At 47.9% G+C, this 25,145-nt stretch carries 19 protein-coding genes and 1 CRISPR repeat array; of the genes, 5 read left to right on the plus strand and 14 right to left on the minus strand.

All coding sequences use genetic code 11. From position 1 onward, the window contains the following. On the plus strand, window positions 1-593 hold a 593-nt coding region (locus tag EDC14_RS25355), incomplete at its 5' end, for a transposase (protein ID WP_207930796.1). A gap of 189 nt (window positions 594-782) precedes the next feature. On the opposite strand, the gene EDC14_RS25360 is transcribed toward EDC14_RS25355, so the two are convergent. The 4 genes from EDC14_RS25360 to EDC14_RS25375 form a co-directional block, all read right to left on the minus strand. Beyond that, on the minus strand, window positions 783-1,880 hold the full coding sequence (locus tag EDC14_RS25360; protein ID WP_424337440.1) for a BMP family ABC transporter substrate-binding protein: 1,098 nt from the start codon (window positions 1,878-1,880) through the stop codon (window positions 783-785). Between the two features lie 520 nt (window positions 1,881-2,400). Further along, window positions 2,401-2,655, minus strand: coding sequence for a hypothetical protein (locus tag EDC14_RS25365; protein WP_132017810.1), 255 nt, complete (start codon window positions 2,653-2,655; stop codon window positions 2,401-2,403). A 366-nt stretch (window positions 2,656-3,021) separates the two neighbouring features. Beyond that, window positions 3,022-3,690: a LysE family translocator gene (locus EDC14_RS25370; RefSeq protein WP_132017812.1), complete on the minus strand. Its 669-nt coding sequence runs from the start codon at window positions 3,688-3,690 to the stop codon at window positions 3,022-3,024. A 24-nt stretch (window positions 3,691-3,714) separates the two neighbouring features. Then, entirely contained in the window at window positions 3,715-4,419 is a 705-nt protein-coding gene (locus EDC14_RS25375) for a response regulator transcription factor (RefSeq protein WP_132017815.1), read from the minus strand. 360 nt (window positions 4,420-4,779) lie between these two features. On the opposite strand from EDC14_RS25375, the gene EDC14_RS25380 reads away from it, so the two are divergent. After that, complete coding sequence (locus tag EDC14_RS25380) at window positions 4,780-5,745, plus strand: Gfo/Idh/MocA family protein (protein WP_132017818.1); 966 nt, start codon at window positions 4,780-4,782, stop codon at window positions 5,743-5,745. Window positions 5,746-5,883: 138 nt separating this feature from the next. Here EDC14_RS25380 and EDC14_RS25385 read toward each other — a convergent pair whose 3' ends face one another. From EDC14_RS25385 to EDC14_RS25400, 4 genes are all read right to left on the minus strand, one after another. After that, window positions 5,884-6,825, minus strand: coding sequence for an IS982 family transposase (locus EDC14_RS25385; RefSeq protein WP_132017821.1), 942 nt, complete (start codon window positions 6,823-6,825; stop codon window positions 5,884-5,886). 98 nt (window positions 6,826-6,923) lie between these two features. After that, window positions 6,924-7,568 (minus strand): MBL fold metallo-hydrolase, encoded by a 645-nt coding sequence (locus tag EDC14_RS25390; RefSeq protein WP_132017824.1) that lies wholly within the window; start codon window positions 7,566-7,568, stop codon window positions 6,924-6,926. Window positions 7,569-7,612: 44 nt separating this feature from the next. After that, window positions 7,613-8,581 (minus strand): class I SAM-dependent methyltransferase, encoded by a 969-nt coding sequence (locus EDC14_RS25395; protein ID WP_243663118.1) that lies wholly within the window; start codon window positions 8,579-8,581, stop codon window positions 7,613-7,615. 90 nt (window positions 8,582-8,671) lie between these two features. Continuing rightward, a CRISPR array of direct repeats spans window positions 8,672-14,399; the repeat unit is 32 nt; unit sequence GTTTCAATCCACGCACCTACGCGAGGTGCGAC. A 198-nt stretch (window positions 14,400-14,597) separates the two neighbouring features. Next, window positions 14,598-14,918 (minus strand): hypothetical protein, encoded by a 321-nt coding sequence (locus EDC14_RS25400; protein ID WP_132017827.1) that lies wholly within the window; start codon window positions 14,916-14,918, stop codon window positions 14,598-14,600. Between the two features lie 124 nt (window positions 14,919-15,042). Here EDC14_RS25400 and EDC14_RS25405 point away from each other — a divergent pair, with 124 nt between their 5' ends. After that, complete coding sequence (locus tag EDC14_RS25405; protein ID WP_132017830.1) at window positions 15,043-15,255, plus strand: helix-turn-helix domain-containing protein; 213 nt, start codon at window positions 15,043-15,045, stop codon at window positions 15,253-15,255. 317 nt (window positions 15,256-15,572) lie between these two features. Here EDC14_RS25405 and EDC14_RS25410 read toward each other — a convergent pair whose 3' ends face one another. Continuing rightward, complete coding sequence (locus EDC14_RS25410) at window positions 15,573-15,893, minus strand: hypothetical protein (RefSeq protein ID WP_132017833.1); 321 nt, start codon at window positions 15,891-15,893, stop codon at window positions 15,573-15,575. A gap of 400 nt (window positions 15,894-16,293) precedes the next feature. On the opposite strand from EDC14_RS25410, the gene EDC14_RS25415 reads away from it, so the two are divergent. After that, window positions 16,294-16,623, plus strand: coding sequence for a helix-turn-helix domain-containing protein (locus tag EDC14_RS25415; protein WP_132017836.1), 330 nt, complete (start codon window positions 16,294-16,296; stop codon window positions 16,621-16,623). Window positions 16,624-16,943: 320 nt separating this feature from the next. On the opposite strand, the gene EDC14_RS25420 is transcribed toward EDC14_RS25415, so the two are convergent. The 4 genes from EDC14_RS25420 to EDC14_RS25430 all read right to left on the minus strand — a co-directional run bounded on the left by EDC14_RS25420 (window position 16,944) and on the right by EDC14_RS25430 (window position 23,602). Then, a complete protein-coding gene (locus tag EDC14_RS25420; RefSeq protein WP_165908323.1) occupies window positions 16,944-17,240 on the minus strand; it encodes an immunity protein Imm33 domain-containing protein in 297 nt (98 codons plus the stop codon). After that, window positions 17,233-21,879 carry an RHS repeat-associated core domain-containing protein gene (locus EDC14_RS25425; protein ID WP_132017842.1) on the minus strand — a complete coding sequence of 1,549 codons (4,647 nt, stop codon included), beginning with the start codon at window positions 21,877-21,879 and terminating at the stop codon, window positions 17,233-17,235. The genes EDC14_RS25420 and EDC14_RS25425 overlap by 8 nt, the downstream gene beginning before the upstream one ends. A gap of 926 nt (window positions 21,880-22,805) precedes the next feature. After that, the gene (locus EDC14_RS27005; RefSeq protein ID WP_165908324.1) at window positions 22,806-22,982 is read right to left on the minus strand and encodes a hypothetical protein; all 177 of its coding nucleotides are present in this window, start codon (window positions 22,980-22,982) and stop codon (window positions 22,806-22,808) included. A 128-nt stretch (window positions 22,983-23,110) separates the two neighbouring features. Next, the gene (locus tag EDC14_RS25430; RefSeq protein ID WP_132017845.1) at window positions 23,111-23,602 is read right to left on the minus strand and encodes a hypothetical protein; all 492 of its coding nucleotides are present in this window, start codon (window positions 23,600-23,602) and stop codon (window positions 23,111-23,113) included. Window positions 23,603-23,840: 238 nt separating this feature from the next. On the opposite strand from EDC14_RS25430, the gene EDC14_RS25435 reads away from it, so the two are divergent. After that, window positions 23,841-24,020, plus strand: coding sequence for a hypothetical protein (locus tag EDC14_RS25435; protein WP_132017848.1), 180 nt, complete (start codon window positions 23,841-23,843; stop codon window positions 24,018-24,020). Window positions 24,021-24,148: 128 nt separating this feature from the next. Here the strand turns inward: EDC14_RS25435 and EDC14_RS25440 are convergent, their stop codons facing one another. Continuing rightward, the gene (locus tag EDC14_RS25440; RefSeq protein WP_132017851.1) at window positions 24,149-24,562 is read right to left on the minus strand and encodes a PAS domain-containing protein; all 414 of its coding nucleotides are present in this window, start codon (window positions 24,560-24,562) and stop codon (window positions 24,149-24,151) included. Window positions 24,563-25,145 lie beyond the last annotated feature (583 nt).

Consider the following 25,145-nt stretch of genomic DNA (forward strand, 5'->3'; position numbering starts at 1 on the left):
CTGGTTATGAAAGCGAAGAAAACTACGCATATTTAGAAAACCAAAAACAGGCTTGCTACATCAAACCCCAAACCTATGAAAAATGGAAAACGAAACGCTTTAAAAACGACATCAGTAAACGGGAAAACATGTCCTATGACCTAAGCAAAGATGAATATACCTGTCACAACGGGAAACAGCTAAAACCGATTAGGGTTACTCAAAAGAAGTCTACAACGGGGTATCGCTCGGAAGTCACCGTATACGAATGTGAAGATTGCTCGAACTGCCCCTTTAAACTCAAGTGTACCAAGGCCAAAGACAACCGACAAATGCAGGTATCCAAGCAGTTCATCGCAAAACGACAGGTCTCTTATGAAAACATCATGTCGGGTGAAGGAATCCTATTGCGGGTCAACCGTTCAATCCAAGTTGAAGGCGCTTTTGGAGTTCTGAAAGATGATTACAATTTCAATCGATTCTTAACTCGAGGAAAAGTAAACGTAAAGAATGAGTTTATCCTGCTCTGTTTCGGCTACAATGTGAATAAATTGCATGCCAAAATCCAGGGTGAACGACTCGGGCAACCACTTCATAAATTAAAATCAGCCTAATACTCTACAAGAAAAAGCTTATATCAAAAGGCTTATTTAAGTATGCCTGAAATTTGCTTCCTACTAAGATAGAATAAATTTTGCCCTTCTCAATTTGCTGGTTTTGTGACTTTTCATTAAAAAGGGAGTGTCGTTTACTACCTCTTTGGTAGTTTTGCGACACTCCCTTTAACGAGTGCAACGTGGTACTTATTTGGGAATATTTCCCTCGACGCCCTGGACGAACCAGTCTATCGAAAGCATCTCGGCGTCGGTCAGCCGTTTTCCTTTGGCTACCTTAATCTTGCCGCTCTGATCCTTGATCGGTCCGGCGAAGACATACCCTTCATCCTTCATCAGGACGTTCCGTTTGGCAGCCACTAGCTTTTTCACGCTCTCGCTCACCATGGAGCCATAGGGCCCGATGTCGATAATTCCGCTCGACAGGCCGCCCCAGTATTGGCCGGATTTCCAGGTGCCGTCCATCACCGACTTGACGGTCTTCACATAGTAGGGACCCCAGTTCCAAACCGGGCCGGTCAGGACCGCTTTGGGAGCGAAGGAACGCATATCGCTGTCGTAGCTGATGCCATAGGCGCCCTTTTCTTGGGCCGCTTGCATGGCCGCTGGGGTATCCTGGTGCATGGCGATCAGGTCGGCGCCGGCATTTAACAGGCTCTTGGCCGCCTCTTTCTCAGCGGTCGGATCATACCAGGTATTGGTCCAGACTACTTTCACCTTGACCTTGGGGTTGACGGACTGCACTCCCAAGGTAAACGAGTTAATGCCCCGGATGACTTCGGGGATGGGATACGCCGCAACATAACCGATCAGGTTTTTCTTGGTGTATTTCCCGGCGACAATGCCCGAGAGATAACGGCCCTGATAATCCCGGCCGAAATAGGTTCCGGCGTTCTTCGAAGTTTTGAAGCCACTGCAGTGCATGAAGACCACGTTCGGGTACCGGGCGGCCACTTTCTGAACCGGATCCATGTAGCCGAAGCTGGTGGCGAAGATCACCTTATTGCCCTTTTCGGCCAGTTCAGCAAGGACCCGTTCGGAGTCGGCGCCTTCAGGAACCGATTCCACGTAGGAAGTTTCCACATTGGGGATCTGTTTTTCCAGGAACTTACGGCCCAGGTCGTGAGCGTAAGTCCAGCCGGCGTCACCCACCGCGCCCACATAAATGAACGCCACCTTGAACTTTTCTTCGGCCGCCGCCGCTTGCGGAATGACCGACCCGGCCGCCAGAACGATCAGCGCCAGAAACAAACAGACCGAAGTGAGACTCCACTTCATTTTTCGCACCTTTCCATACCTCCATCCGCTAATTTTAAAATAGCAACCGTTCTTCCCCCAACTCCTCCGCTTCCTGTTCCGCGCATCCATGGGAAAACCGCCTGATTTATCAATTTCTGCGGCCGATCTCCGGCTTTCCCCCGGACGGACACTTTTTTTACAGAAGCGTCCCAATACCCGGAGTCCGCCTTTCCGACAAAATCAGGGGTTTTTAACAAAATAACGCAGCGATGCCACATTCGTCATCGGAGTTGTGATTAATTATATAATGAGCGTCATTTTATTGTCAATCTTCTCAGGCGCTCATCACTTCGGTTAACGCCAATATTACATAATATCAGGTCAAAATGGTTTGATTTTTAATCGCTGCGCCCTTTTTCTCAACTTCAGACCCTACGGTAGGTGGGGCGCGCCAATATCTGTTATCAAAAAATAAGCGGCACGGATTAGCCGTCCCGCCGCTGATCAATTTGGAAAAACATACTTCATTTTATATGCTTCATCCTGGAAACCTCCGGCATGCAACCGCTTACTCCGGAAGCAGGATCCCTTTGAGCTTGTTCAGCATCCTGCCGCATTTTTCGACGCCATTCTGTTCCAGCCGCAGCCATAAGGGCTTCATTCCCTTATGAAAGGCGACCCAGTCGCGCTCCATGTTTTGTAGCATTTGGGAGAACCAGCCCGTAATGTCCAAAACCGTATACGCGAAAGAAAGAAAGAGGGTAGCGACAGCCACAACCACCGCGATATAATAACTTTGTTTCCACATTTTCATAAAGTCCATGGCAGAATCCTCAGCAATCCGTTTCATCATGGTATCGTTGTAGTATGATCATCGTCATTTCCGGCAAATACATTAGGATTAGCTGACAACCAGGAACGGCGGCCGGTTGGGACTCCGCAGCGACGGGCGCAACGCCCCGGGCAGACTCGGTTTAACCATTCCGGACCTTCATTTGGTTCCTCCAAAACGGACCAAGCCAGAGCGGGTCGGCACTGGCTTGAACGTGGCTGGCTGAAGATGATGATATATAGAATGAAAAAAATTACTTCAATAAATCAGAGTTCATTCCCTAAGTTCCTTTCTAGCCAGTAAAATTTCCATTCCTGAATCCGAACGCAAATCGGAACAAAAACTCCTGACCCTCCCCTACTTCTGACTGGCAATTTTTATCCCCAACCCGCAAAGCAGGAGTCCGGTCAAGGTTTTGATTCTGCGTTGGATGACCCGCCTTGCCAACCAGTGCCGGAACTTGGCGATAAAACAGACGAGCGCCGAATACCAGAGAATGACGATCAGCGAATAAACCACGACCAGCAACAATGTTTCCCCGAAAACCTGATTTTGGCGCCGGACGAATTGCGGGAAAAAGGAGATAAAAAACAGGATGACCTTGGGATTGAAGAGGTTGGTGATAAAGCCGTTCAGATAGGATTGAAAGATCGCCTCGCCGGACAGCGTTTCCTTGGGCCGCCGATCTTCCGCCGCGCCGTCCGGGGAGGCGGAAGCGTCGTCCCGGTTCATCCGGGAAGCCGCATAAAGGCTCGCCAGGCCCAGGTAAATGATGTAACCGGCGCCGATATACTGAATCAGCCGGTAGAGCGCCGCCGATCGGAGGACAATGAGCGAAAGCCCCCAGGCGGAGATGACGGCCTGGACATAAAGGGCGGTAACGATCCCCGCGATATTGTAAAAGCCCGCCCTTTTCCCGCGCAAGCCCGCCGATTGCATGACCAGCACGGTATTGGGACCGGGAAACATCACGAGTAACGTTACGATTCCGATGAAGGAAAGGAATTCGGCTGCGGAGAGTTGCATGGCGCGCTGTTCCTCCTCCGGCCGTTACCGGCCGCCGCCGCTCTTGGGTGTGGTAAAGATCTCAAAGATCCCCAGCCTTTGCAGGCGGCGCACAATGTCTTTGACGGCGTTCTCGTCGAATTTCTTGAGGATATTGCCAATATGGGTCCGGACGGTGGAGGCTTCCACGCACTGGATCCGGGCGATCTGGTTTTTATCTTTGCCCTCGGCGAGCAGCCGCAGAATACTGACTTCGGTCGGAGTCAACCGGTAGACGATATTCAGGGTGTCGACCAGGGCGGCCCGCTCGGAGCGCAGGGCCCGGAACTCGGCGCGGATCATCCGCGCGATCTGCGGCCGGAGCGGCGACATATCCTTGGCCGCGGCCCGCACCGCCTCGAGGATCTCGGCAGCCGAGGAGTTTTTCAGCACGTAATCGCTGGCGCCAGCCTCGAAAGCGGCAAAGACGGTATCGTCGTCGCCGAAATGGGTCAGTACTACCGAACGGAGCTCCGGAGCTTGCCGCGCCAGCTTCTTGATGGCGTCCACGCCGGCCCGCGGCGCCTCCATCTCCAGGTCCATCAGCACCACGTCAGGCCGGAGGGCGAGCGCCCGTTCCACCGCGGCGGCTCCGGTGCCGACGGCGTCGACGATCGCCATGTCGGGTTCATGGCTCAACACCATGCTTAGATATTCGCGGATCGGGATCATATCATCAGCGATTAATACGCGGATCGGGGCTTGCGCCATCGGTTCACCTCTTTGGAAAAGTTGCGGTTCAGGAAAAGTCGGACCGTTCTGAAACTCATCATATCGCAAGGGATTGCCTTGTTATCCTTATTATACCATTTTAGGGCGCTGTCAGGAAACAGCTTTCCGGCAACCGGCGGACGATGGAGTCGCGCCTCCGTCGATCTACCGCAAACACCTGGATAATCGGCCTTGCCTTCGCCCGCTTTTTGCTCGACGCCGGGCAGAGTTGGTATTTTCAATCCCCTTAAAAAGATGTACTATATTATAAAGAAGTTCGATACGAGGGTACGGATACCTGCCCGGCGGGCAACGCCGCATGGGCGTTACGGAAAAAAATGCAACCAAGGAGGAAGGATCATGACGGTTCGTTTCGGCATCATCGGGTTGGGAATTATCGCGGCGCGGTTTGCAACGGTTCTGAATACCGTCCCGGGGGTGCAATTAACGGCGGTGGCATCGAGCGACCCCGCCAAAGCGGCGGCTTTCGCGGAGAAATTCGGCGCGCCGAAGGCCTATGACAATTATCTGGATCTGATCCGGGACAGCGAGGTGGATGTCATCTACATCGGCCTGACCCACAATTTTCACTATGAAGTCACCAAGCTCTGCCTGAACCTTGATAAACCGGTGCTCTGCGAGAAACCCTTTGTGACCCGGCAAAAGGACGCCGTGGAACTGGCGGAGCTGGCCAAGGCCAGAAAGGTGCTATTGATGGAGGCCATGTGGACCCGCTGCATTCCCACGTTTCAAAAAGCCAAGCAGTGGGTGCACAGCGGCAGGATCGGCGCAGTCAAATTGATCGAGGCCTCCTTCTGTTTCAACACGCCTTTCAATCCCGAGCACCGGCTCTTCAATCCGAAGCTGGCCGGGGGCAGCCTGTTTGACGCCGGGGTCTACCCCATTGAATTCACTACCGGGATCCTGGCCGAAAACCCCAGTAGTGTCAAAGGGGTCGCCAATCTCTGCCAGACCGGCGTCGATGATTTCGCGGCCATGGTGATGCGTTTCGAAAGCGGCGCCCTGGCGACGCTGAGCAGCGGCCTAACCGCGATCACCGAACGGAACGCCCGGATCTACGGCCCGGCCGGCCATATCGTGGTCTACAATTTTTTGGGCCCCAGGAAATGCGAGCTTTATGACAATGCGCATCAGTTGGTGGAATGCTTCGAGGCCGACTTCCAGGATGGCTTCATTTATCAGATCGAGCATTTCGCCAATCTCTACCGCAACCACAAAACCGAAAGCGACCTGGTGCCGCTGGCGGACACCATCGCCTGCGCGGGGATCTTCGATGAATTGCTGCGGCAGTGGGGATTGGAGTGAATCCAAGGCATTGAGGCAGCGGATTTAACACCCGATTCGAGCAAAGCCCTGTGATCGAGTCATCGTTTGACTTTGCACAGGGCTTTTTTTAAAACGAATGGATAGCCGTTCTAAATTAACCTGTTGTGCTAGATAAAGTTAACCAAAGACAAGATGTTTGATCTTTGAGTGCATACTATGTCCGATAAGCATATTGATGAAATAGCAAAGACAATGAGCTAAGATTTTGGTTTGAATACGGGAAATAAAACCCCAATACGATTTGGCTAAAACTCTTTCAATGTTCAGTTGATTGGTAAGTTGAGAACCAGAAGTCTCAATTCTTCGCCGAAGCTTGAAAATCAGTTGACGGATCGTTTTGGGCCATTGTATTTTACTATTGTTCTTTGGCAGCGGCAAAAGATTGATCGCTTTTTCGGCTTTCAATTCAGAACCTAAATCGCTACTGATATATCCCTTATCGCCGAGAATCGTAATTTTTTGATAGGGCTCCACCAAATCCCAGGTTGCGGCCCGATCGTCAATATTGGCGGGAGTAATGGTAAAGTCCGTAATAAACCCATCGAAGGACACCAATAAATGGAGCTTATAACCCAAATAGGTTTCCTTTTTGGAAGGACATTTCCCGTAAGTTGCTTCATAGCCTCGAAAAGTCTTATGAAAATGGGCTCGCCCAAACTTACAGACCGGTAGTGGCAGACTGTCGATAATTCGGTATGATTGATAGACGTATCCAGTAATTTTCGCGATTTCTTTGCGAATGCTCTCCATGACCCGATGAAGGTTTCGACAAGTTCGATTAAACCGCGTCCGGTCACAGAAATCCGGAAATAAGTCGCGTTGATTTTTCTTACAAAATTCAAACCAGGCTTTTTCTGAATCGATGGTAAATAATTCTCCGACGAGTCGAATGGTGATGATTTCACTGTCACTCATTTTTAAACTGCCGCTATTTCGTCGATGCTTGATGTCGATGGGGACGATTTGTTGGTAGATATCATCAATGACCGTATAAATCACTGTAAATAGGTCTTTGATATTTTCGATTTCCTTGATACAATATTGCTTGGAATCCAGCATTCTTGTCTCTCCTTATCTCTTTTAGCCATTTGATAAGTCGGACTTTTTTGCTGGATTTCTTATACCTTTTTTCAGTTCAAATAGCACAACAGGTTAAATTATAGTTTGTTTAAAATTGTTTCCAGCACATCTTTACCCAGAATTGTGTTATGCCCCGATATACAAGTGTCAAAATCCATTGCCGCGTATTTTTCGACCGTATTCCGATACACGTCTTTACCGCAGTCAAGGCCGGGAATGATCTCGGCCATGTTTTCCCCCACGTTATCCGCGACGATCAATACTTTTTCCGTTTTATCCAGGACGCTGATGGAATCGGCCGTGTGTCCGGGAGCGTGAAATAACCGAATTTTATCCTCCGGGAAATAAAGTCCTTGTTCAAAAACCAAATTCGGCAAATTCATCGCCACCTGGCCGCAACAGCGGTGATTGTTCTGCTCCAGCATTTCATCCCAATGCGACCGGATGAGCTCTCTGCATAGTTGATGAGCTATCATGAAGCAATTTTGGAACGAACCGTTCCCCCATATATGATCCCAATGGTAGTGGGTGTTGATTACCACCATCGGCTTATTATCATTTTTGATATATTCCTTGATTGGCTCGGCTGTCAAAGAACCCAATCCCGTATCGATAATGTAATTGTATTTTTCCCCCCTGATTAAATAAAGGTTCAAATCGCATGTCGACGGATTTTTGTAGGTGAACACGACGCCCCGCCGTTTTATTCTTTGAATGTTCATCAGCCTTCACTCCTCTTCGCTCCGCTCCACTATGTCCAGGGATATCAGGTCATTATACATCCAAAATGAGCGTGTCCCAATGCGTGATATTGATCAGAACGCTTCTTAAAATAACGTTCTTCAATTTCATTCGGATCCAGCTGTTCACAAAGATGTAGTCCTGCATTAGCTAGTTCCGTTGTGAGTGTCGTAGCGTTAAAGGCTGTTTTAATCGGTTCTCCATGCCGTTTTAAGTTTTCCATCGCCGTTTTCATGAGAGGATGAACCTTCTCATGGTCAAATATATCCGTATCATAATAATCAAAAACTACCTTACTTCCAGCGGAGGTAATATCGGCAATTGTGCGCAATGTATCGAATACGACGTCTTGTGGTAGATAATAAGTAACGCCTAACCAGCTAAAAAAGCTTAAGGCCGTGGGGTCGAATGATGATTGAAAAAGTGCCTCTTTTAAACTGTCAATCGTAAAATCTACTGGTATGAAATGTAACGAAGGCGAACATTCCCAGCCCAATTCGGCAATACGTTGTCGTTTAAATGTTTGGGTGTCTGGATGGTCCACTTCAAATACTGCTATCTGTTTTAACATTTCCGCGCGTCGGAAAGCGAAGGTATCCATCCCCGCTCCAAGAATTACATACTGTTTTACTCCATATTGAACGGCCTTTTCTAGAGTATCTTCTGTATACCTTGAACGACTCAAAATGAGGGATGAAGCAGTCATGGCTTGCATCATTTTTGCTAGGGAAATTACCTGACCATTGGATGATAATTCGTTATTAATTTTTTTTAGCAAAAATAGATAATAATCTTGAAAGGATTTATGTTCCTCTGCCGTGAGTAATTGATGAGCCAAAAAGTCATCAAATATCTTAGGCGTGTCATGGATTGAATGAAAACTCCGTAAATAGGCCGCCATTAGTGCTGTGCGGCTAACGAGATTTTCTTTCATTGATAACCTCTCTTTAATTACAATTGTGAAAAGCAGTCCCATAATTACCATAACATCCATTGCGGATATATTCCTATAGATAGTTTCGGTCGAATACCAACTTATTGGTTGTGCGACATGGCTAACATCAGCATGGAGCCACTCCCTTTCGTTTCAATCCACGCGCCTACGTGAGGTGCGACAAAATCGGCAGGGATATCAATCCCGACGAACTGTTTCAATCCACGCACCTACGCGAGGTGCGACGAAGATGCCACAAAAGCGGACATTGATCAAGTAGTTTCAATCCACGCACCTGCGCGAGGTGCGACGCCAAAGCGAGTTCGAACCTGTCGAACCCTTCCTGTTTCAATCCACGCACCTGCGCGAGGTGCGACTTTCCTCATCAAGCTTCTGGGCCACGATATACGGGTTTCAATCCACGCACCTGCGCGAGGTGCGACGAGCAGATGCCGGTTTTCGCCAAAACCATCAACCGGTTTCAATCCACGCACCTGCGCGAGGTGCGACCGCCTGGGGTGTTGGCCACAATAAAGACTCTTTCACGTTTCAATCCACGCACCTGCGCGAGGTGCGACAATCATGATTTGTATAACGACCTGATCGGACCGGTTTCAATCCACGCACCTGCGCGAGGTGCGACGCGTATCTTAACGGCCAGGGGATTATTACCGCTCTGTTTCAATCCACGCACCTGCGCGAGGTGCGACCCTGAGTAAGCTGATGACTTATGTCGCCCATCATGTTTCAATCCACGCACCTGCGCGAGGTGCGACCAAGGAAAGTCACTTCAGGACCGTCCTTTATCGGTTTCAATCCACGCACCTACGCGAGGTGCGACGCCCGGCCCCGGCTTATGTGCAGACTCCGGTGGGTTTCAATCCACGCACCTACGCGAGGTGCGACTGGGAACGGTTCAACAAATGCCTGCACCGGCTTGTGTTTCAATCCACGCACCTACGCGAGGTGCGACGCCTCGATCTGCACGTTATAACCGCCCTTCTTAGTTTCAATCCACGCACCTACGCGAGGTGCGACGACCGCGCTCCAGTTTTCCCAGAGCATCGAAGAGGTGTTTCAATCCACGCACCTACGCGAGGTGCGACCCGGTAATCCCAATCAGTCAATAACGTAAAGGAGGTTTCAATCCACGCACCTACGCGAGGTGCGACTTTTGCCCGGCTATCGATATCGGCAAAAACCGGGTTTCAATCCACGCACCTACGCGAGGTGCGACATTCTCGTCGATATCCACTTCACAAACAATGGCGTTTCAATCCACGCACCTACGCGAGGTGCGACGAGGGCTCTACCATCTAATTTTTCCGCCAAAAAAGTTTCAATCCACGCACCTACGCGAGGTGCGACTCAATCCCTCCGTGACCAATACATAGGGATGATGTTTCAATCCACGCACCTACGCGAGGTGCGACGCCGAACAGACCCAACGCGACATCGAGCGCGAGGTTTCAATCCACGCACCTACGCGAGGTGCGACGTAATTAGCCCGGCCAAAAGATTAATTAATAGAAATGTTTCAATCCACGCACCTACGCGAGGTGCGACGATTTTGGGGTCGTTATCGTTATAGTAGTTCATAGTTTCAATCCACGCACCTACGCGAGGTGCGACCCTTCGGCTTTTCCGGAAGGGGTTTCTCGGTGGCCGAGTTTCAATCCACGCACCTACGCGAGGTGCGACGATAACACTGGCGGCGCGGATGGCGCTACAACAGTGTTTCAATCCACGCACCTACGCGAGGTGCGACCGCTGAGGATGATGATTTTTGGCGGGATTGTTGGTTTCAATCCACGCACCTACGCGAGGTGCGACGTCGTAATCAGATCCGTAATTGTTATTGCCTCTAGGTTTCAATCCACGCACCTACGCGAGGTGCGACCCGCCCGTCTGGTTTTATTCGAGTACTGATGCTGTTTCAATCCACGCACCTACGCGAGGTGCGACGATCTCGCCATATTTGCCGTTTCTGGCATTATATTGTTTCAATCCACGCACCTACGCGAGGTGCGACGAGCCGCCCGCCGATGTCGAAACTCCCAGCTTTTGTTTCAATCCACGCACCTACGCGAGGTGCGACGTTCGAACGAACAACAATAACCGGGGAGGAAATGTTTCAATCCACGCACCTACGCGAGGTGCGACCTTCAGGGGCTAATACGGTAACCACCCGGCTCATGTTTCAATCCACGCACCTACGCGAGGTGCGACGGTTTATACCTGAAATATCATTTCAGCCGCCTTGGTTTCAATCCACGCACCTACGCGAGGTGCGACTCGCGCCGGTCTTGGATACTAAACCCCGCAGATACAGGTTTCAATCCACGCACCTACGCGAGGTGCGACGGCCCAGGGAAAGGCCGGTTGGCCGTTGGGTCCTTGTTTCAATCCACGCACCTACGCGAGGTGCGACCACCGTGGACCAGGCGAAAGGGGCCATCATCGCCCTGTTTCAATCCACGCACCTACGCGAGGTGCGACGGACAGTCTTTTGTGGTTGGCGAGGTGACGACATGTTTCAATCCACGCACCTACGCGAGGTGCGACGCGTTGATATGAGCGAACTACCAATGGGTAAGACGTTTCAATCCACGCACCTACGCGAGGTGCGACATCACAATCTTGGGTTCCAAGGGGATAGATAATCCGGTTTCAATCCACGCACCTACGCGAGGTGCGACCAATTAATGCTCGAACTGCCTCCGGCAGCGCCGGTTTCAATCCACGCACCTACGCGAGGTGCGACAGGAAAAAAACAATCAGGAAATTCAAAACTATCAGTTTCAATCCACGCACCTACGCGAGGTGCGACGATCCACGCGACTTTAACGGCGATAGTGTCGCCTGTTTCAATCCACGCACCTACGCGAGGTGCGACGCCTTGATTGCTTCTCCGTCAACCTTGACGCATTGTTTCAATCCACGCACCTACGCGAGGTGCGACAATAAATTTTCTCTCATTTCAGTACCTCCGTTTCGGTTTCAATCCACGCACCTACGCGAGGTGCGACGTTAATGCCTTGATTAATTTGAGGACTTCGAATTCGTTTCAATCCACGCACCTACGCGAGGTGCGACAAGGAGGTAACCCATGAGACAACAACGCCGGAAACGTTTCAATCCACGCACCTACGCGAGGTGCGACGCTTATGTTCTCTTGGCTTGATTTTGATACCGCGTTTCAATCCACGCACCTACGCGAGGTGCGACTGATGCAAAGAATTAAACGGGAGGCTGCCAAATGCGTTTCAATCCACGCACCTACGCGAGGTGCGACTTTCTGCCCAAGAAATTCGTTGGTGTTTAAAAGCGTTTCAATCCACGCACCTACGCGAGGTGCGACCGGGCGACCAGAGCGCCGCGAGCGTTGAGGGCAAAGTTTCAATCCACGCACCTACGCGAGGTGCGACCTCAAAATGTTTCATAATATATCCAGCGAAGACCAAGTTTCAATCCACGCACCTACGCGAGGTGCGACCGGCCCGCCAGCATCAAATTTGATCCGGCAGTAAGTTTCAATCCACGCACCTACGCGAGGTGCGACGCCTATTATTTCGGACGCTTTAAAGGCTTTGAAGAGTTTCAATCCACGCACCTACGCGAGGTGCGACTGGTATAAGAGAGTTTTAGATATCTTCCTTTTTCTGTTTCAATCCACGCACCTACGCGAGGTGCGACGGAACTCTAAAAAATTTATCTGAGTCTGAATTTGTTTCAATCCACGCACCTACGCGAGGTGCGACAAAAGAAATGCTAAGTGCCCTAAGTTTATAACTAAGGTTTCAATCCACGCACCTACGCGAGGTGCGACGTAGACATCATCCCAGTTGTAACGGATGTGAATCGTTTCAATCCACGCACCTACGCGAGGTGCGACGTCAAAGCGGAGACAGCTAAAAAGCCCGCGATTGGGTTTCAATCCACGCACCTACGCGAGGTGCGACGATAGCATAATAGGCGGATTCCTTTGGTTCGACTGTTTCAATCCACGCACCTACGCGAGGTGCGACACTACACTTGCTTCGATGGGGTTAATACCCAACTTGTTTCAATCCACGCACCTACGCGAGGTGCGACGTTTAGCTTATATGATCATGACCATTACGGGAGAGTTTCAATCCACGCACCTACGCGAGGTGCGACATTCGTGATGGCGGAGTATTTGCGCCCACAAATAGTTTCAATCCACGCACCTACGCGAGGTGCGACGTTATAAGCACGTTAAAACGGTATATTGGGATATGTTTCAATCCACGCACCTACGCGAGGTGCGACACCTGTTGGCTATGCATTGCGCAAAGGACAATGGTTTCAATCCACGCACCTACGCGAGGTGCGACTTACGCCGGAACCGAATATCGCGAAGTTATACGACGTTTCAATCCACGCACCTACGCGAGGTGCGACAACCAAACCTGCGCCTGCCAAAAAGGCAAAAGCAGTTTCAATCCACGCACCTACGCGAGGTGCGACAAAAGTTTGGTATGATATTCCATTTAGGTACCTGTTTCAATCCACGCACCTACGCGAGGTGCGACCGGCCAGATGCGATTTTCCGTTGCCGGGACGTCCGTTTCAATCCACGCACCTACGCGAGGTGCGACGAGTAAGGTTCGTGGATTTGAGCGGGTATCACTTGTTTCAATCCACGCACCTACGCGAGGTGCGACAACCAAACCTGCGCCTGCCAAAAAGGCAAAAGCAGTTTCAATCCACGCACCTACGCGAGGTGCGACATGGCCTGTATCCGTGCCGGTGGCGCTAAAACTATTAGTTTCAATCCACGCACCTACGCGAGGTGCGACCAAAGCGGAGACAGCTAAAAAGCCCGCGATTGGGTTTCAATCCACGCACCTACGCGAGGTGCGACTTTTGGGGGTGTCGCAATGGTACACGGCAAAGCTGTTTCAATCCACGCACCTACGCGAGGTGCGACCGATTGCAGCGCGTAGCAATGTTCGAAACTATGGGTTTCAATCCACGCACCTACGCGAGGTGCGACTTTATCGGAAGTTATTGATATCATTAATGGCCTTGTTTCAATCCACGCACCTACGCGAGGTGCGACGGTTTTAATGATATGGAGATTCTAGGAGATTCTTGTTTCAATCCACGCACCTACGCGAGGTGCGACGTCTTGATACCAAGAGTTAAGGTTGATAATCTCAGTTTCAATCCACGCACCTACGCGAGGTGCGACGCGAAGGGAGGTGATTGATATGAGCATTACTTTTGGTTTCAATCCACGCACCTACGCGAGGTGCGACTTACAGAATAAGCCAGATTCATTTAGGGCCTCAAGTTTCAATCCACGCACCTACGCGAGGTGCGACCCATAGAAACCGAGTCTTTCGCGGACCGAAGCCGGTTTCAATCCACGCACCTACGCGAGGTGCGACTTGAATAACCTTCGAATATTTTGTTATCGTTCGAATGTTTCAATCCACGCACCTACGCGAGGTGCGACTTAAGTAAATTGTTACCTAATATACAGAATCAAGTTTCAATCCACGCACCTACGCGAGGTGCGACTCCCAATGACAATTATCGGGCAAAATTAATCCGGGTTTCAATCCACGCACCTACGCGAGGTGCGACATTATATGTTCATTCGACAGATCAAGAAGTTGATGTTTCAATCCACGCACCTACGCGAGGTGCGACTATTACTAAAAATACCGTAGATTCAGGAACATTGTTTCAATCCACGCACCTACGCGAGGTGCGACGTACTACTTTTTCAAAAGGAAAACCGGAATTTGTTTCAATCCACGCACCTACGCGAGGTGCGACTATTATGGTTGAGGGAAATCATTATCCTGAGTTTCGTTTCAATCCACGCACCTACGCGAGGTGCGACAGCCTACCTTTCAAACCCTTTCCCCACAAAGGATTCGACAACCGTTTCCGCGAACCTCTTTTTTTCTTCCAAAAAAATCCTCCGATTCGACGTTCCGATCGCTTCAACCCGCGCCAAACGGGCACCGCGAAGCTCCCGGGGAAACCATGTTCGCTTCCGGTTCGCGGCCGCAGCGGAACCTCCATCCCCGAGAGTGAATCAGCTTTCACTCCGCTCGCGGCCGTTTCGGGCCAGGATGCCGGCCAATTCGGCGCCGTCTTCCAGGCCCCGGCGGTAGACCAGCTCCTGGCAGCGGGTCGCCATGACGCAGGCGGTTTCATTGATGGCGGCGAGGATCACCGCGCTGTCTGGCTGGGGCAACAGGTTTTCGAGGAGTTTCAGAAACTTACCCATCTCGGCGCGGTTCTTTTGGAGCTGCGGGTCGTTCGGCAGGACTTTGCCGCTGAATTCGGCCACCCGCTCCGTGATCAGACAATCCAGGTATTGGGTCATGGGTTGCAGTTCCGGGGGTTGGGGCATGGAACGGGTCTCCTCTAATTTCATAATCCTGTAAAACGAATTAACCCAAGAATATCATGCCAAGATATTCTTGTCAAGAAAAAGTAATCCCCCTATGTTAGAATACTTTACAAGGAGGATCAGAATGGAATTATTCGCTCAAAGGCTCAAGACGCTCCGCATTGAAAAACAAGTCACTCAAAGAGCGATTGCAAACTATTTGGATATCACGGATACTGCTTACGGATTTTATGAGCAGGGCAAAAATTATCCGAACATGGATATTTTAATTAAGCTCGCCGATTACTTTGAGGTCTCACTCGATTATTTAGTGGGCAGAAGCGAAGAAAGAAAGTAAAGATGGTTTGATTCTTATCGCCGGAACGCCTACTCCAAAACAAAAGTGACCCTTCTTTTGGGAATGTATCCAGATTAAGCTTTATGAAGCAATGTTTTGCAATTAAACTAAGGTGACCACTCCAATAAGTTGAAGTTCCTGTGAATTGATCGCATCGTACCGCACCTCAAATCCGCTTTGCTTCATGCTTCCTTTCTTCCGATTTGACCATTTCCCCGCCTAAACCCGCGCCAAACCGGCACCGCGAAACTCCCGGGGAAACCATGTTCGCTTCCGGTTCGCGGCCGCAGCGAGACGCTCCATCATTGAAGAATGATTCAGCTTTCACCCCGCTCGCGGCCGTTTCGAGCCAAAATTCCGGCCAGTTCGACGCCGTCTTCCAGACCCCGGCGATAGACCAGCTCCTGGCAGCGGTTCGCCATGACGCAGGCGGTTTCGTTGATGGCGGCGAGGATCGCCGCGTTGCCGGGCTGGGGCAACAGGTTTTCGAGGAGCTTCAGAAACCTAGCCATCTCGGCGCGGTTCTTTTGGAGCTGCGGATCGTTCGGCAGGACTTTGCCGCCGAATTCGGCCACCCGCTCCGTGACCAGGCAGTTCAGATATTGGATCATGGGTTGCAGTTCCGGGGGTCGGGGCATGGGAGGGATCTCCTTTCAGGAAAAGTTTGAAGGGTGAAGAGTTCAAAATGACAAATTGTTGCAGCCCTGTTCCTCTAGATTTTTTCAACCAAGAGGGAAACGTTAAGATTTGGAGAATAATTTAAGGAACGTCAAAAATTAGTCGCTTTCAGAACTAAAGCGGCTGGTTGTTTCATTCGTTTTATCCTGAAGATGGAAACTCGATTCCCAAAAAATTCACCTTATTTTCTTATATTTGATAGTGCCTTTTTTAAGGCATGAGCGTCTATAGAGTATTCAATTTCCAAAAGGTATCTATTTTGTCTATATATATTCTACATTTAATGTTACCTTGTTGTCAATGTTTATTTTCAATTATTTGTAGGATTTGGATATTCAACCATAAAAGAGGTAGCATTCTATGAGCTTCGGCGAGAAAATCAGGAATCTTCGAAAAGCCCAAAATATGTCTCAGCAAGAGCTGGCTAAAATACTAGACGTGCATCCCAAGCACATCAGTAGATATGAAAACAATGTATCGCAACCATCCTTGGAGGTGCTGCTAAAACTGCGGGATCTATTTCATGTGAGTCTGGACTATTTGGCCACTGACGAGGATTCGCATGATTTTCATTATAAGGACAAGGAACTGGAGAGCTATTTTGAAGCGGTTGATAGGTTAAACGAAGAAGATAAGCAAGTTATCAAAAAGATTATTGAAGCGATGCTTATAAAGAACAATCAAGTTTAGAAGCCAGCTTTTGAATCGGTTATTGCTTATCACGTTCTTTGAGATCTTCTGTATACTCATTCAAAATATCATCATAAAGAAAATCCAATCGTTTTTCGAGTTTTCCGCCCATTCAATAGTCGTGGGAACACTCAGCCTTATCTGTAAACCGATATACCACCCCATCACTCCGCAACCTTTACTCCACTAGCACCGTCGCAACCTTCATCGAACCCAAAATAAAATTTACCACGACAACAACTTCCCTCTAATATCACCTCTGTACAGAAAAAAACCAGGGCCAGTTGGACCCTGATATTAATTCATTAGTACAATTCTTTTTATTCGTTTTGATTAAAAATTTTCCACTCGGCATTTTCGCTCTCTCGAACCAGTTCCGTTCCAGGTGGTTCTTCGATTAAGCCTGATAAACTTGGTTCAACTTCTAAAACTTCGTCAATCCCCCAAACCTGAGCAGTATCTTCATCTTCAAATTCAACAGAATTGCAAAGAAATTGCCAGCCACTATCGGCGCCATCGAGCGGTACATCTTTTATAGCACGTAAAATGGCATATCCTTCCTTAGCTATATGTTCACACACTATAGCTGCTCTATTATCCTCGCGACGCTTATTCATTTTTTTCGTCCTCACTTTCATCTTTTGAACCCTTTGATAAATTTTCTTCTCGAGAAAGTACTTGACCATTAGAACTACTATTTGTTCCCCCATTGGCTTTTGACTTGATATGGTCTACTTGAGCTTCATCAGGATTGGCTTTTTGACCCTTTTTAGATTGGGTAGGAGGATTTAATTGTTTACCACTTTTATCTGATACTAGCTGACCACCATTTCGTTGCTTATTTTTCTCAAGTATTTCTTGTTTTTGCCGTCTCGTAAAATTGCCGCCTTCTCTTACACCAGTTCTTGGGTTAGCAACATCGCTATATTTACCTATTGTTGAACTATTTCTTATAGCTTCCTTTATTGTCTCAACAAGAGTAACGGTCGCCCCAATCCCCATGATAGCAGCTTCAATAATCTCCGGTGTAGCTGCTAATACAAAAGCAAAATGCCCATCCGGATCAACCCTGTTTATCGGGTTATTCTGACAATACGCGTACTGGTTGTACTCCGCTAAATCATCACTTCGCATCATGAAACTCTTGTCAGCCGTTATATAGAAATTTCGCTCGTCATTTGGCAGATTCGTATACGTATCCGCCGTTATAAACCTTCCCACTTCACTATCATAGAACCTCGCCCCGAAATACTTCAACCCCGATGCCGCATCCTCAGCCTTATCGGTAAACCCATACTCCGTTCCGTCCCCGGAAGCGACTTCCTTCTCCCCATACGGCGCGAACTTGTACTCCGCTATTTTAGCCCCAGCGGCATTAGTCACTACCCGGGTCGAACCCAAATGATCCTTATGGTAAAATTTTACTACGCCGCCCTTCTCTTCAGCAACCGCAGTCTTCCCAGCATAGATCCGATAGAGATAACTCCCGTCATTCGGGGAATACTCCATCAGCGGATTGGCCCCGCTATAGAGATAATAGACCGTCTTGCCGCCTTCGATCTTCTTGATCCTCATCCCGTTGCCGTCATAGACGGACTCTACTTGCGTTGCGGCGTTTTTCGTCACCTTGGTCAGCCGGGATTCGCCGTCATAGAGATATTGCCAGGTATCCCCGTTCGCCTTCCCGATTCTCGCGCCAAAGGCGTCATTGGTATACGAGGTGGTACCCATCGTCCATAACCGGTTTGCCAGATCATAGCTGAACGACGTTACTCCCTGACTGGCGCCATTCAAGAACTTCGTCTTGCTCGCCATGTTCCCCGCCCCGTCATAGTTCCAGCGGGTGCCGTTAGCGCTCGACAATTGCGATAGCGGCTTGTTCCCATACCAGGTCAACCGGTTCAATCCGTCGTAATTGTAATAATCGGTGTTAATCTGGGTAATGTTCCCCACTGGATCGTAAGTGTAGCTGAGATTCAATAAGTTTCCCTGTCCGGCCTTGATATTGGTCGGCCGGTCGTTCACATCATAGGTATAGTTATTGGCCACGCCGTTGGTATATACCATCTGCAGCAGCTTGTTATCCCCGTCATAACTGCAGGAGTTGACGAACCCAGGGATCTTCAGCAGCCGGTCCAACTCGTCATATTGATAGGTGACCGGAGCCGTCCGGTTGGGATAGGTAATGCTGGTCATCCGGCCAAAGGTGTCATACCCGTAACCGAATACGAAGTTCCGGCCATCCAGTACCGCCGTCAGGCCGGTCACCCGGTTCCGGGCGTCATACGTGTAGGTATAGCTTACGTTCGAAACCGTTTGGGTGAGAACATTGTCATTGTTGTCATAGGTATAGCTCACGGTCCGGTTGTCCGGCTCCGTCACGCTCTTCAGCCGGTATCCGGCGAAGAACTCATAATTCATCGTCTTGGTTCTGGAACCGACTGTCTTTGTCTTCAGATTCCCGACATTGTCATACGTATAGACCTCCGCCGCCAGCGGGTTGGTTCCGTCCTGCGGATAGTCCACTCGGGTCAATCGTCCCAGATTGTCATAGGTGTAGGTGGTTTTGACATTCCGGGCGTTGGTGACCTGGATCAGGCGCGAATCCGTTTTGTCGGTCAGCGGATCGTCGAATGAATCGTATGTATAAGTCGTGCTATAGGAGGTATTGGCGTCGGGATGCTCGATCACTTGGATTAGCCGGTCCAGCAGATCGTAGGTTTGTGTCTTTTGATTGCCGTTGGCGTCGGTGGTGGTCACTGTTCGATCGTCCCAACTGGCGGTGGAAAAGGTCCCGTCGGGGAAGGTCGTTTTAATCAACCGGTCCAACTCGTCATAGCCATAGGAAGTGGTATGGCCCAGGTTGTCCTTGGCCGTCGCCAACCTGCCGTTGGTATCGTAGGCCGATTCTTTGACCGTGACCCAACCGCCGTTCAATTTCCGCTGAATCTGAGTGGGTTTCGCGAAGAGCGGGTCGTAAACAATCCGGCCTTCCTGCCAGCCGGCGCTGTCATTGCCGTACTTCAGGCTGACGATGTTATTGACATCATCGTAACTAATCTGCCGGGTCACTGCGACCTTGGAATCGGAATGGACCAACGTTTCACTGGTCAAGCGTCCTACCGCGTCGTAAGTATAGAGAAAGACATTCCCTTTCGGATCGGTGGCCCGGGTGCGCTTGCCGATATCGACGTCGTAATCATAAGTGGCGATGACGGTGCCATCCGCTCTTTTCACCGCCGTTAGAAAAGTTGAGTTGTACGGGGCGGCGGCCTTGTATTCAAAATAGAGAATGTTGCCGTTGGCGTCTTTTTTGGAAAGCATATTTCCGTACTGGTCGTATGTGCAATAAGTATCTACATATGACCCGTTATAGACTTCCCGGGTTTGCAATAAATTGCCTTTGGTATCGTATTGATAGTGGGTCTGCTTAAGTTGGGTGGTGTTATGCACCGGATCAGTGACCAGCGTGGCTTGGGTAACCATTTGATTGAAACCAGCTCCGGTGGTGAAAAGCCCGTCTTGGAGTCGGCTATCTTTCATTGAAAGTTTGAAGTAATTAGGATCTACGTGAGGTAAACTTATATAAAGAAAATTAGAATTTGCATAGGCCATATACGTAATATTACCGTTTGGAGCGGTAACTATCATTGGATTACCAGCATTGTCATAAGTAGTATTAGTGATTATTGGTGAACCCATTTCACCATTTGCCTTAGCAAATTCTGTTTTGATGCTAATAGGAAGGAAAGTTTCAAGGCCAATACTATAATAACTATAATTAGTTCGTTTAATTTTTTTACCGGAAAGGTCAAATACTTCCTCACATTGAGTGGGCCTTATTGGAAGCCAATATTCACCGCTAAATATATAATTTTTTCGGCAAAAACCATCTGAGAAATCTGTAGAACCATTTTCGTTTTTTTTGTAAAAATTAACTTTTATGGGTCGACTTTCTCCGGAGCGGTAAAACTCTTGTATTTTTTGATTAATATCAACACGATACTTAGTATAGGCGCCATTAGGATATATAATTTGGGAGAAACCTATCGACGGATCATTAAGGATACCCAATCTGAACTCAGCTTGATAATAATAAGTTGTTGTTCTTCCTAAAGCATCTGTGAATTTCTCCCACGATGGTAAAGGTTTATTATCGGAGGATCTAGTTAGAATTGTTTTTAAACTACCATCTTTTAATTGCTGTTCAACTTTTTGCAGGAGCATTGTACCATCCGAGTACATATAACGAAAATGAAACGTTCGACCTATCGAATCAATTAATTTGGTTATACGTATATAACCATTTTCTTCATACATAAAATAGTAAATAATCGAATTTCCTTTAGGATCGGTTATTTTCTGGGCATTCCCCAGATATTGAATAATAGTTCCGTCGTTAAAACAAACTGTATCATTATTCCAAGTTGTTTTTCGTATATCTATCCGCTTACCGTATACCCATGGGACATTATAGGATGATATATCGTACTTTCCACCATCAGGAAGATATAATATGCCCCCATCATCAAAAGGAACCAAAAATGGTAAAGCCCACCTCCAGTATTGGCTTATACAAAGTGGATCATTATAAGCAGTGCCCAATCCAGTTTGAACAAAACATCTTGAAAGATTTAGATCTAATCCTCTTCCTTTCAGTGAAAGCACTGGGGCCAACACCTTCGTATCCAAATTCATCAGATTGACATGTTCCTCTCCATTGCTAACATATTCAACAAAAGGATTGAGGCCATTTCCATCCCATCCTCCGCTTATTCCCAGCAGATACTCGCTAAAATGACTCAACTCAACATCAAGCGCTTCTTCAGAACGATTAATCCTTTGTTTAGTGAGCATTTCCAGTCGTTTTGCTTCGCGATCAATATAGAAGAGGTGAACATTGCTTAGTGAGTAACCAGGCGGCAATTCTTTTGAATCAACCTTAATCCGAATTTTCAACGGATCTTTGAATTTGGTTCCGTGAGGGCCGAATTGATAAGTTTTTAGTGCTCGGATGAAATTAAGCGGCTTCTGAATGCCAGTAAGAGCCGGTTCGATCTCTTGTATTTCAATTTGATCAACGGGAACATTGCCAGGCGCTTCTACTTGAAGGTCATTGAATTTAATCTTCATACTGCGCCCTTTTTCAAGTTTGAAGGTTTTCATTTCGCCGGGCGCTGCAATTGTTGGAGTTGCGTAAAACAAAGCGCCTATAATTAATAGGATAGTTAGCCAAGCCTTGATAAAAAATTTCACGCGAATCCACCACTTTTCATTATTAATATTCGTGATGGAATAAATTTCTTTGAATTCTTAGAAAATCCTTTTATTACATAACTAACAAATCTAAATTCATCACCAGATGCCTAAAACCTCAACTCTATTCCCGCTATGACCCTACCCCCGTTTCCAACCGTCCACTCCACCCGCACCGGCATAGCCAAGTCGAACTGCTTCCCACTCCATTGCCAGGCGTCGTATTGACCATAGACCGTACGGAATGAATTACCACGGGTATTAATTCCAGCCATAACCCCAACACGCCACCTTTTTTCCTCTTTCGGTACCGCAATCGCAACCTCGACTGAATCTGCAAACTCCGTGTCCGGCCGGATCCCGCCATCATCCTCGACCGTTACGGTGGTTTTGCCCACTACAGGATGCTCTCCCTGTCCAACTACATCCCCGGTATCCGCATCCTTGTAAACGGTAGAAACAAACCCGGCGACTGGTATCTTTACCGAATCGCCGGGTTTTTAAAAGGGAGGATAAGGGGGTATGTATGCTGCCGGAGAGCTCGCCTTTACTCTCCTTACTCAATTTAACGTCCGCCTGCGGCTTTTGTTCCCTGTTTGGGTTCTCAAACCGTAGTTTTCCTGACCTTTTCCGTCCAGGCCGAACCGGGTCGGATCCGGAAATACTATCCCTGCCGAGCTCGGCAACAATAAATCCAGCCAGAAAGAAAGATTATGTTATCCATATATGTTGCAATAAGTTTTTGTACACTCAAATCATTGCAACATATTTCCTTGATTCATAAGTTGAAATAAATACCGTGATTTGTCCTTTTCCAGCCATGCTTTACGGCTGGAAAAGCTTACTCCAAAATTTATTTCAACTTATCTTTTACAACTTGAATAAAAAAGCGGAATTTGATACTATAATAGAAAAGGGAGAGGGTCTTACGACCCCCTCGACTTTCGGGATTTGGAAGACAGCCGTTGCGGGGCTGTTTTCCGCTTTTTAGACCCGGAAAAATCCTTCCAAGTTCCATACAGAGCCAGCACTCCTGTCGCCAGGGCGACCAGATCGATGAGTACCTTGAGCAGTTTCTCCAGGACCTTCAAAACGGTTTCCAATCCCACCACCTCCTTTCGGAAGTGTATTCAGCCTATAAGCTTTATACAGGCTGAACTAACCTTCGAAAGGAACGCCGCTCCAAAATCCCTAAGGCAATGATAGCAAATTCTGGATAGAAAAACAGCCCTCATTCAAAGCTGCCCATTTCCTTGGGTTCAAGCAATTGATAATGCTTTGCCATCAAATAATAGAAAATAACCGCTAAAATAAACCAATGGACTACACTCCAATGAATAAACACCAATAGCCGAAGTTGCACTAAAATAGTACCGACCGCCGCGGTTAACCCACTATACATCAAAATATAGAGCCAAAAAATATACCTTTTCTTCTGTTCAGGTAAAAAATAAATAAAAACGATATTGGTTGGCGTCCAACTTAAAACCGTCCAAAGAGGAAGGACCCCTAAATTAAAGGGTTCTATGTTAAGATATTTGATCAAATGCAAAACGCTGAATAAGGTCTCTACGATAAAATCCAGCGTTGAACCCCATAATAGTCCAAACCAAAACAATTTTTTAATTTCTCGTTTTGGAACAAAAACAAGCATAAAAGAGAGCATGATGAAAGCAAATAAAATATAGAGTTGTATGGGTTTTAGCAGCGTTCTTACCTCCAATCGCATTCTCTTCCTTATTATTTCCAATTGGGAACCGATATTCCAGCATATTTTTGGATCGGAGAGAATTCCATAATTTATAAAATAATCTCTCGCCCACAATATATCTAATAGGTATATCCGGGCTTTGCACTATATATGGGTGAATACCCCTTTGGAAAAATGCGTTAAAGCATCGCGATTTTCAAAAATTCCTTTCGATGGATTGTACCACCGGAGTAGCAGGAATACTAAAACCATGAAAAAGGCGGAGTTAATTTCGAAACTGAATTGGTTTTACAGTTTAGAACTCAATCAAGTCGATCTTGATATGGCTCAAAGCAGAATGCTCCGCGGCACTTACGAAAGTATGGTTTTTGAACGAACCGCCTGGATTGAACAAGAACACGTTGACAATATCAAAAAAGAAATCATATAGGTAAAAACCCGCTTCCTTGGCTTGCGCTTGAAGGCGGGTTTTTGTTTACACTCCGGGCCCGGACGGCTGGGTGTTGCTTCAGCTTATTTCATTCAATGATTGATCCGAATCCAAGATAATCGCAACGGTTAGCTATCCAATAACCGTTTCTGTCCCTCCAAATGCCTAATCTCTTCGATGTCTTGGGTACATTCCATGCATCCCAGATAATTGCCATGTTCGTCGCGGAGCGCATAAAATTCAATTAGAATCTTATGGGGCTTTCCTTGCGAACCCAACGGCACCGGCAGATCAATCCAAAAACGGGCTTTATCGCTCTTTCCAGCTTTCATGTCATTGACGATAGCCTCTACTTTCGGCAAGCTCTTCTCGGGATGACAATTGCGGAAATTCAATCCCATGCAACTCATCGGCCGGACAAACAGGCGTGTTTCATGTTTGTTCCATCCGACCACCTCATCATTGGCGTCAATGACCGTGATCTCCATCGGTACGGTTTCAAACATGGATTTCACCATAGCTTCGTTCAGCTGTTCCAGCATTGATTTTCCTCCTGTGAATCGTTATTTATGCGATATGCAACGCCGTGTTTTATTCGGGCGGGATGCACCAACATTTACGAAGATGCGGCGCTTCGTGCGGCCGCCTTTCCTTTGGGGATGATGGCTCGAAGTATTTCTCGTTCTGCTTCGCTTAACTTTACTGGATATCTTTGGGGTCGCATCGCTTGGTTCCGTTTTAATTTTTTATTCCTTCATTATACCTTTTTTTCCCTCATTTCTCTACTTCTTATCCTGATGTTGTACTATATAGGATGAAATAAATTTCTTTTCAATATTTACATTCCTAATGCAACGACATTTAACAAAGCCGTTTGCATAGAAGACCGAATGCAAATGGAATTAAAGCGGAATTTATTTCATCCTATTCCAGCGGTAATAAGTTATCAACTTTCGCAGAGAAAAAAGTAGTCGAAGTCGTGGATACAAAAGCATGAAAAGAAAAACAGAAAGATACCTTGACAAACAGCTTTTGGTTTTTCTTATCAAACTCAAATATCGATCGAACCTTTTTCTTTCGCAATAGCACCCGCCTTCAAGGATGAAGGCGGACGACGCATATTTT

The organism is Hydrogenispora ethanolica (assembly GCF_004340685.1).
In the GTDB taxonomy this organism is placed as follows: domain Bacteria; phylum Bacillota; class UBA4882; order UBA8346; family UBA8346; genus Hydrogenispora; species Hydrogenispora ethanolica.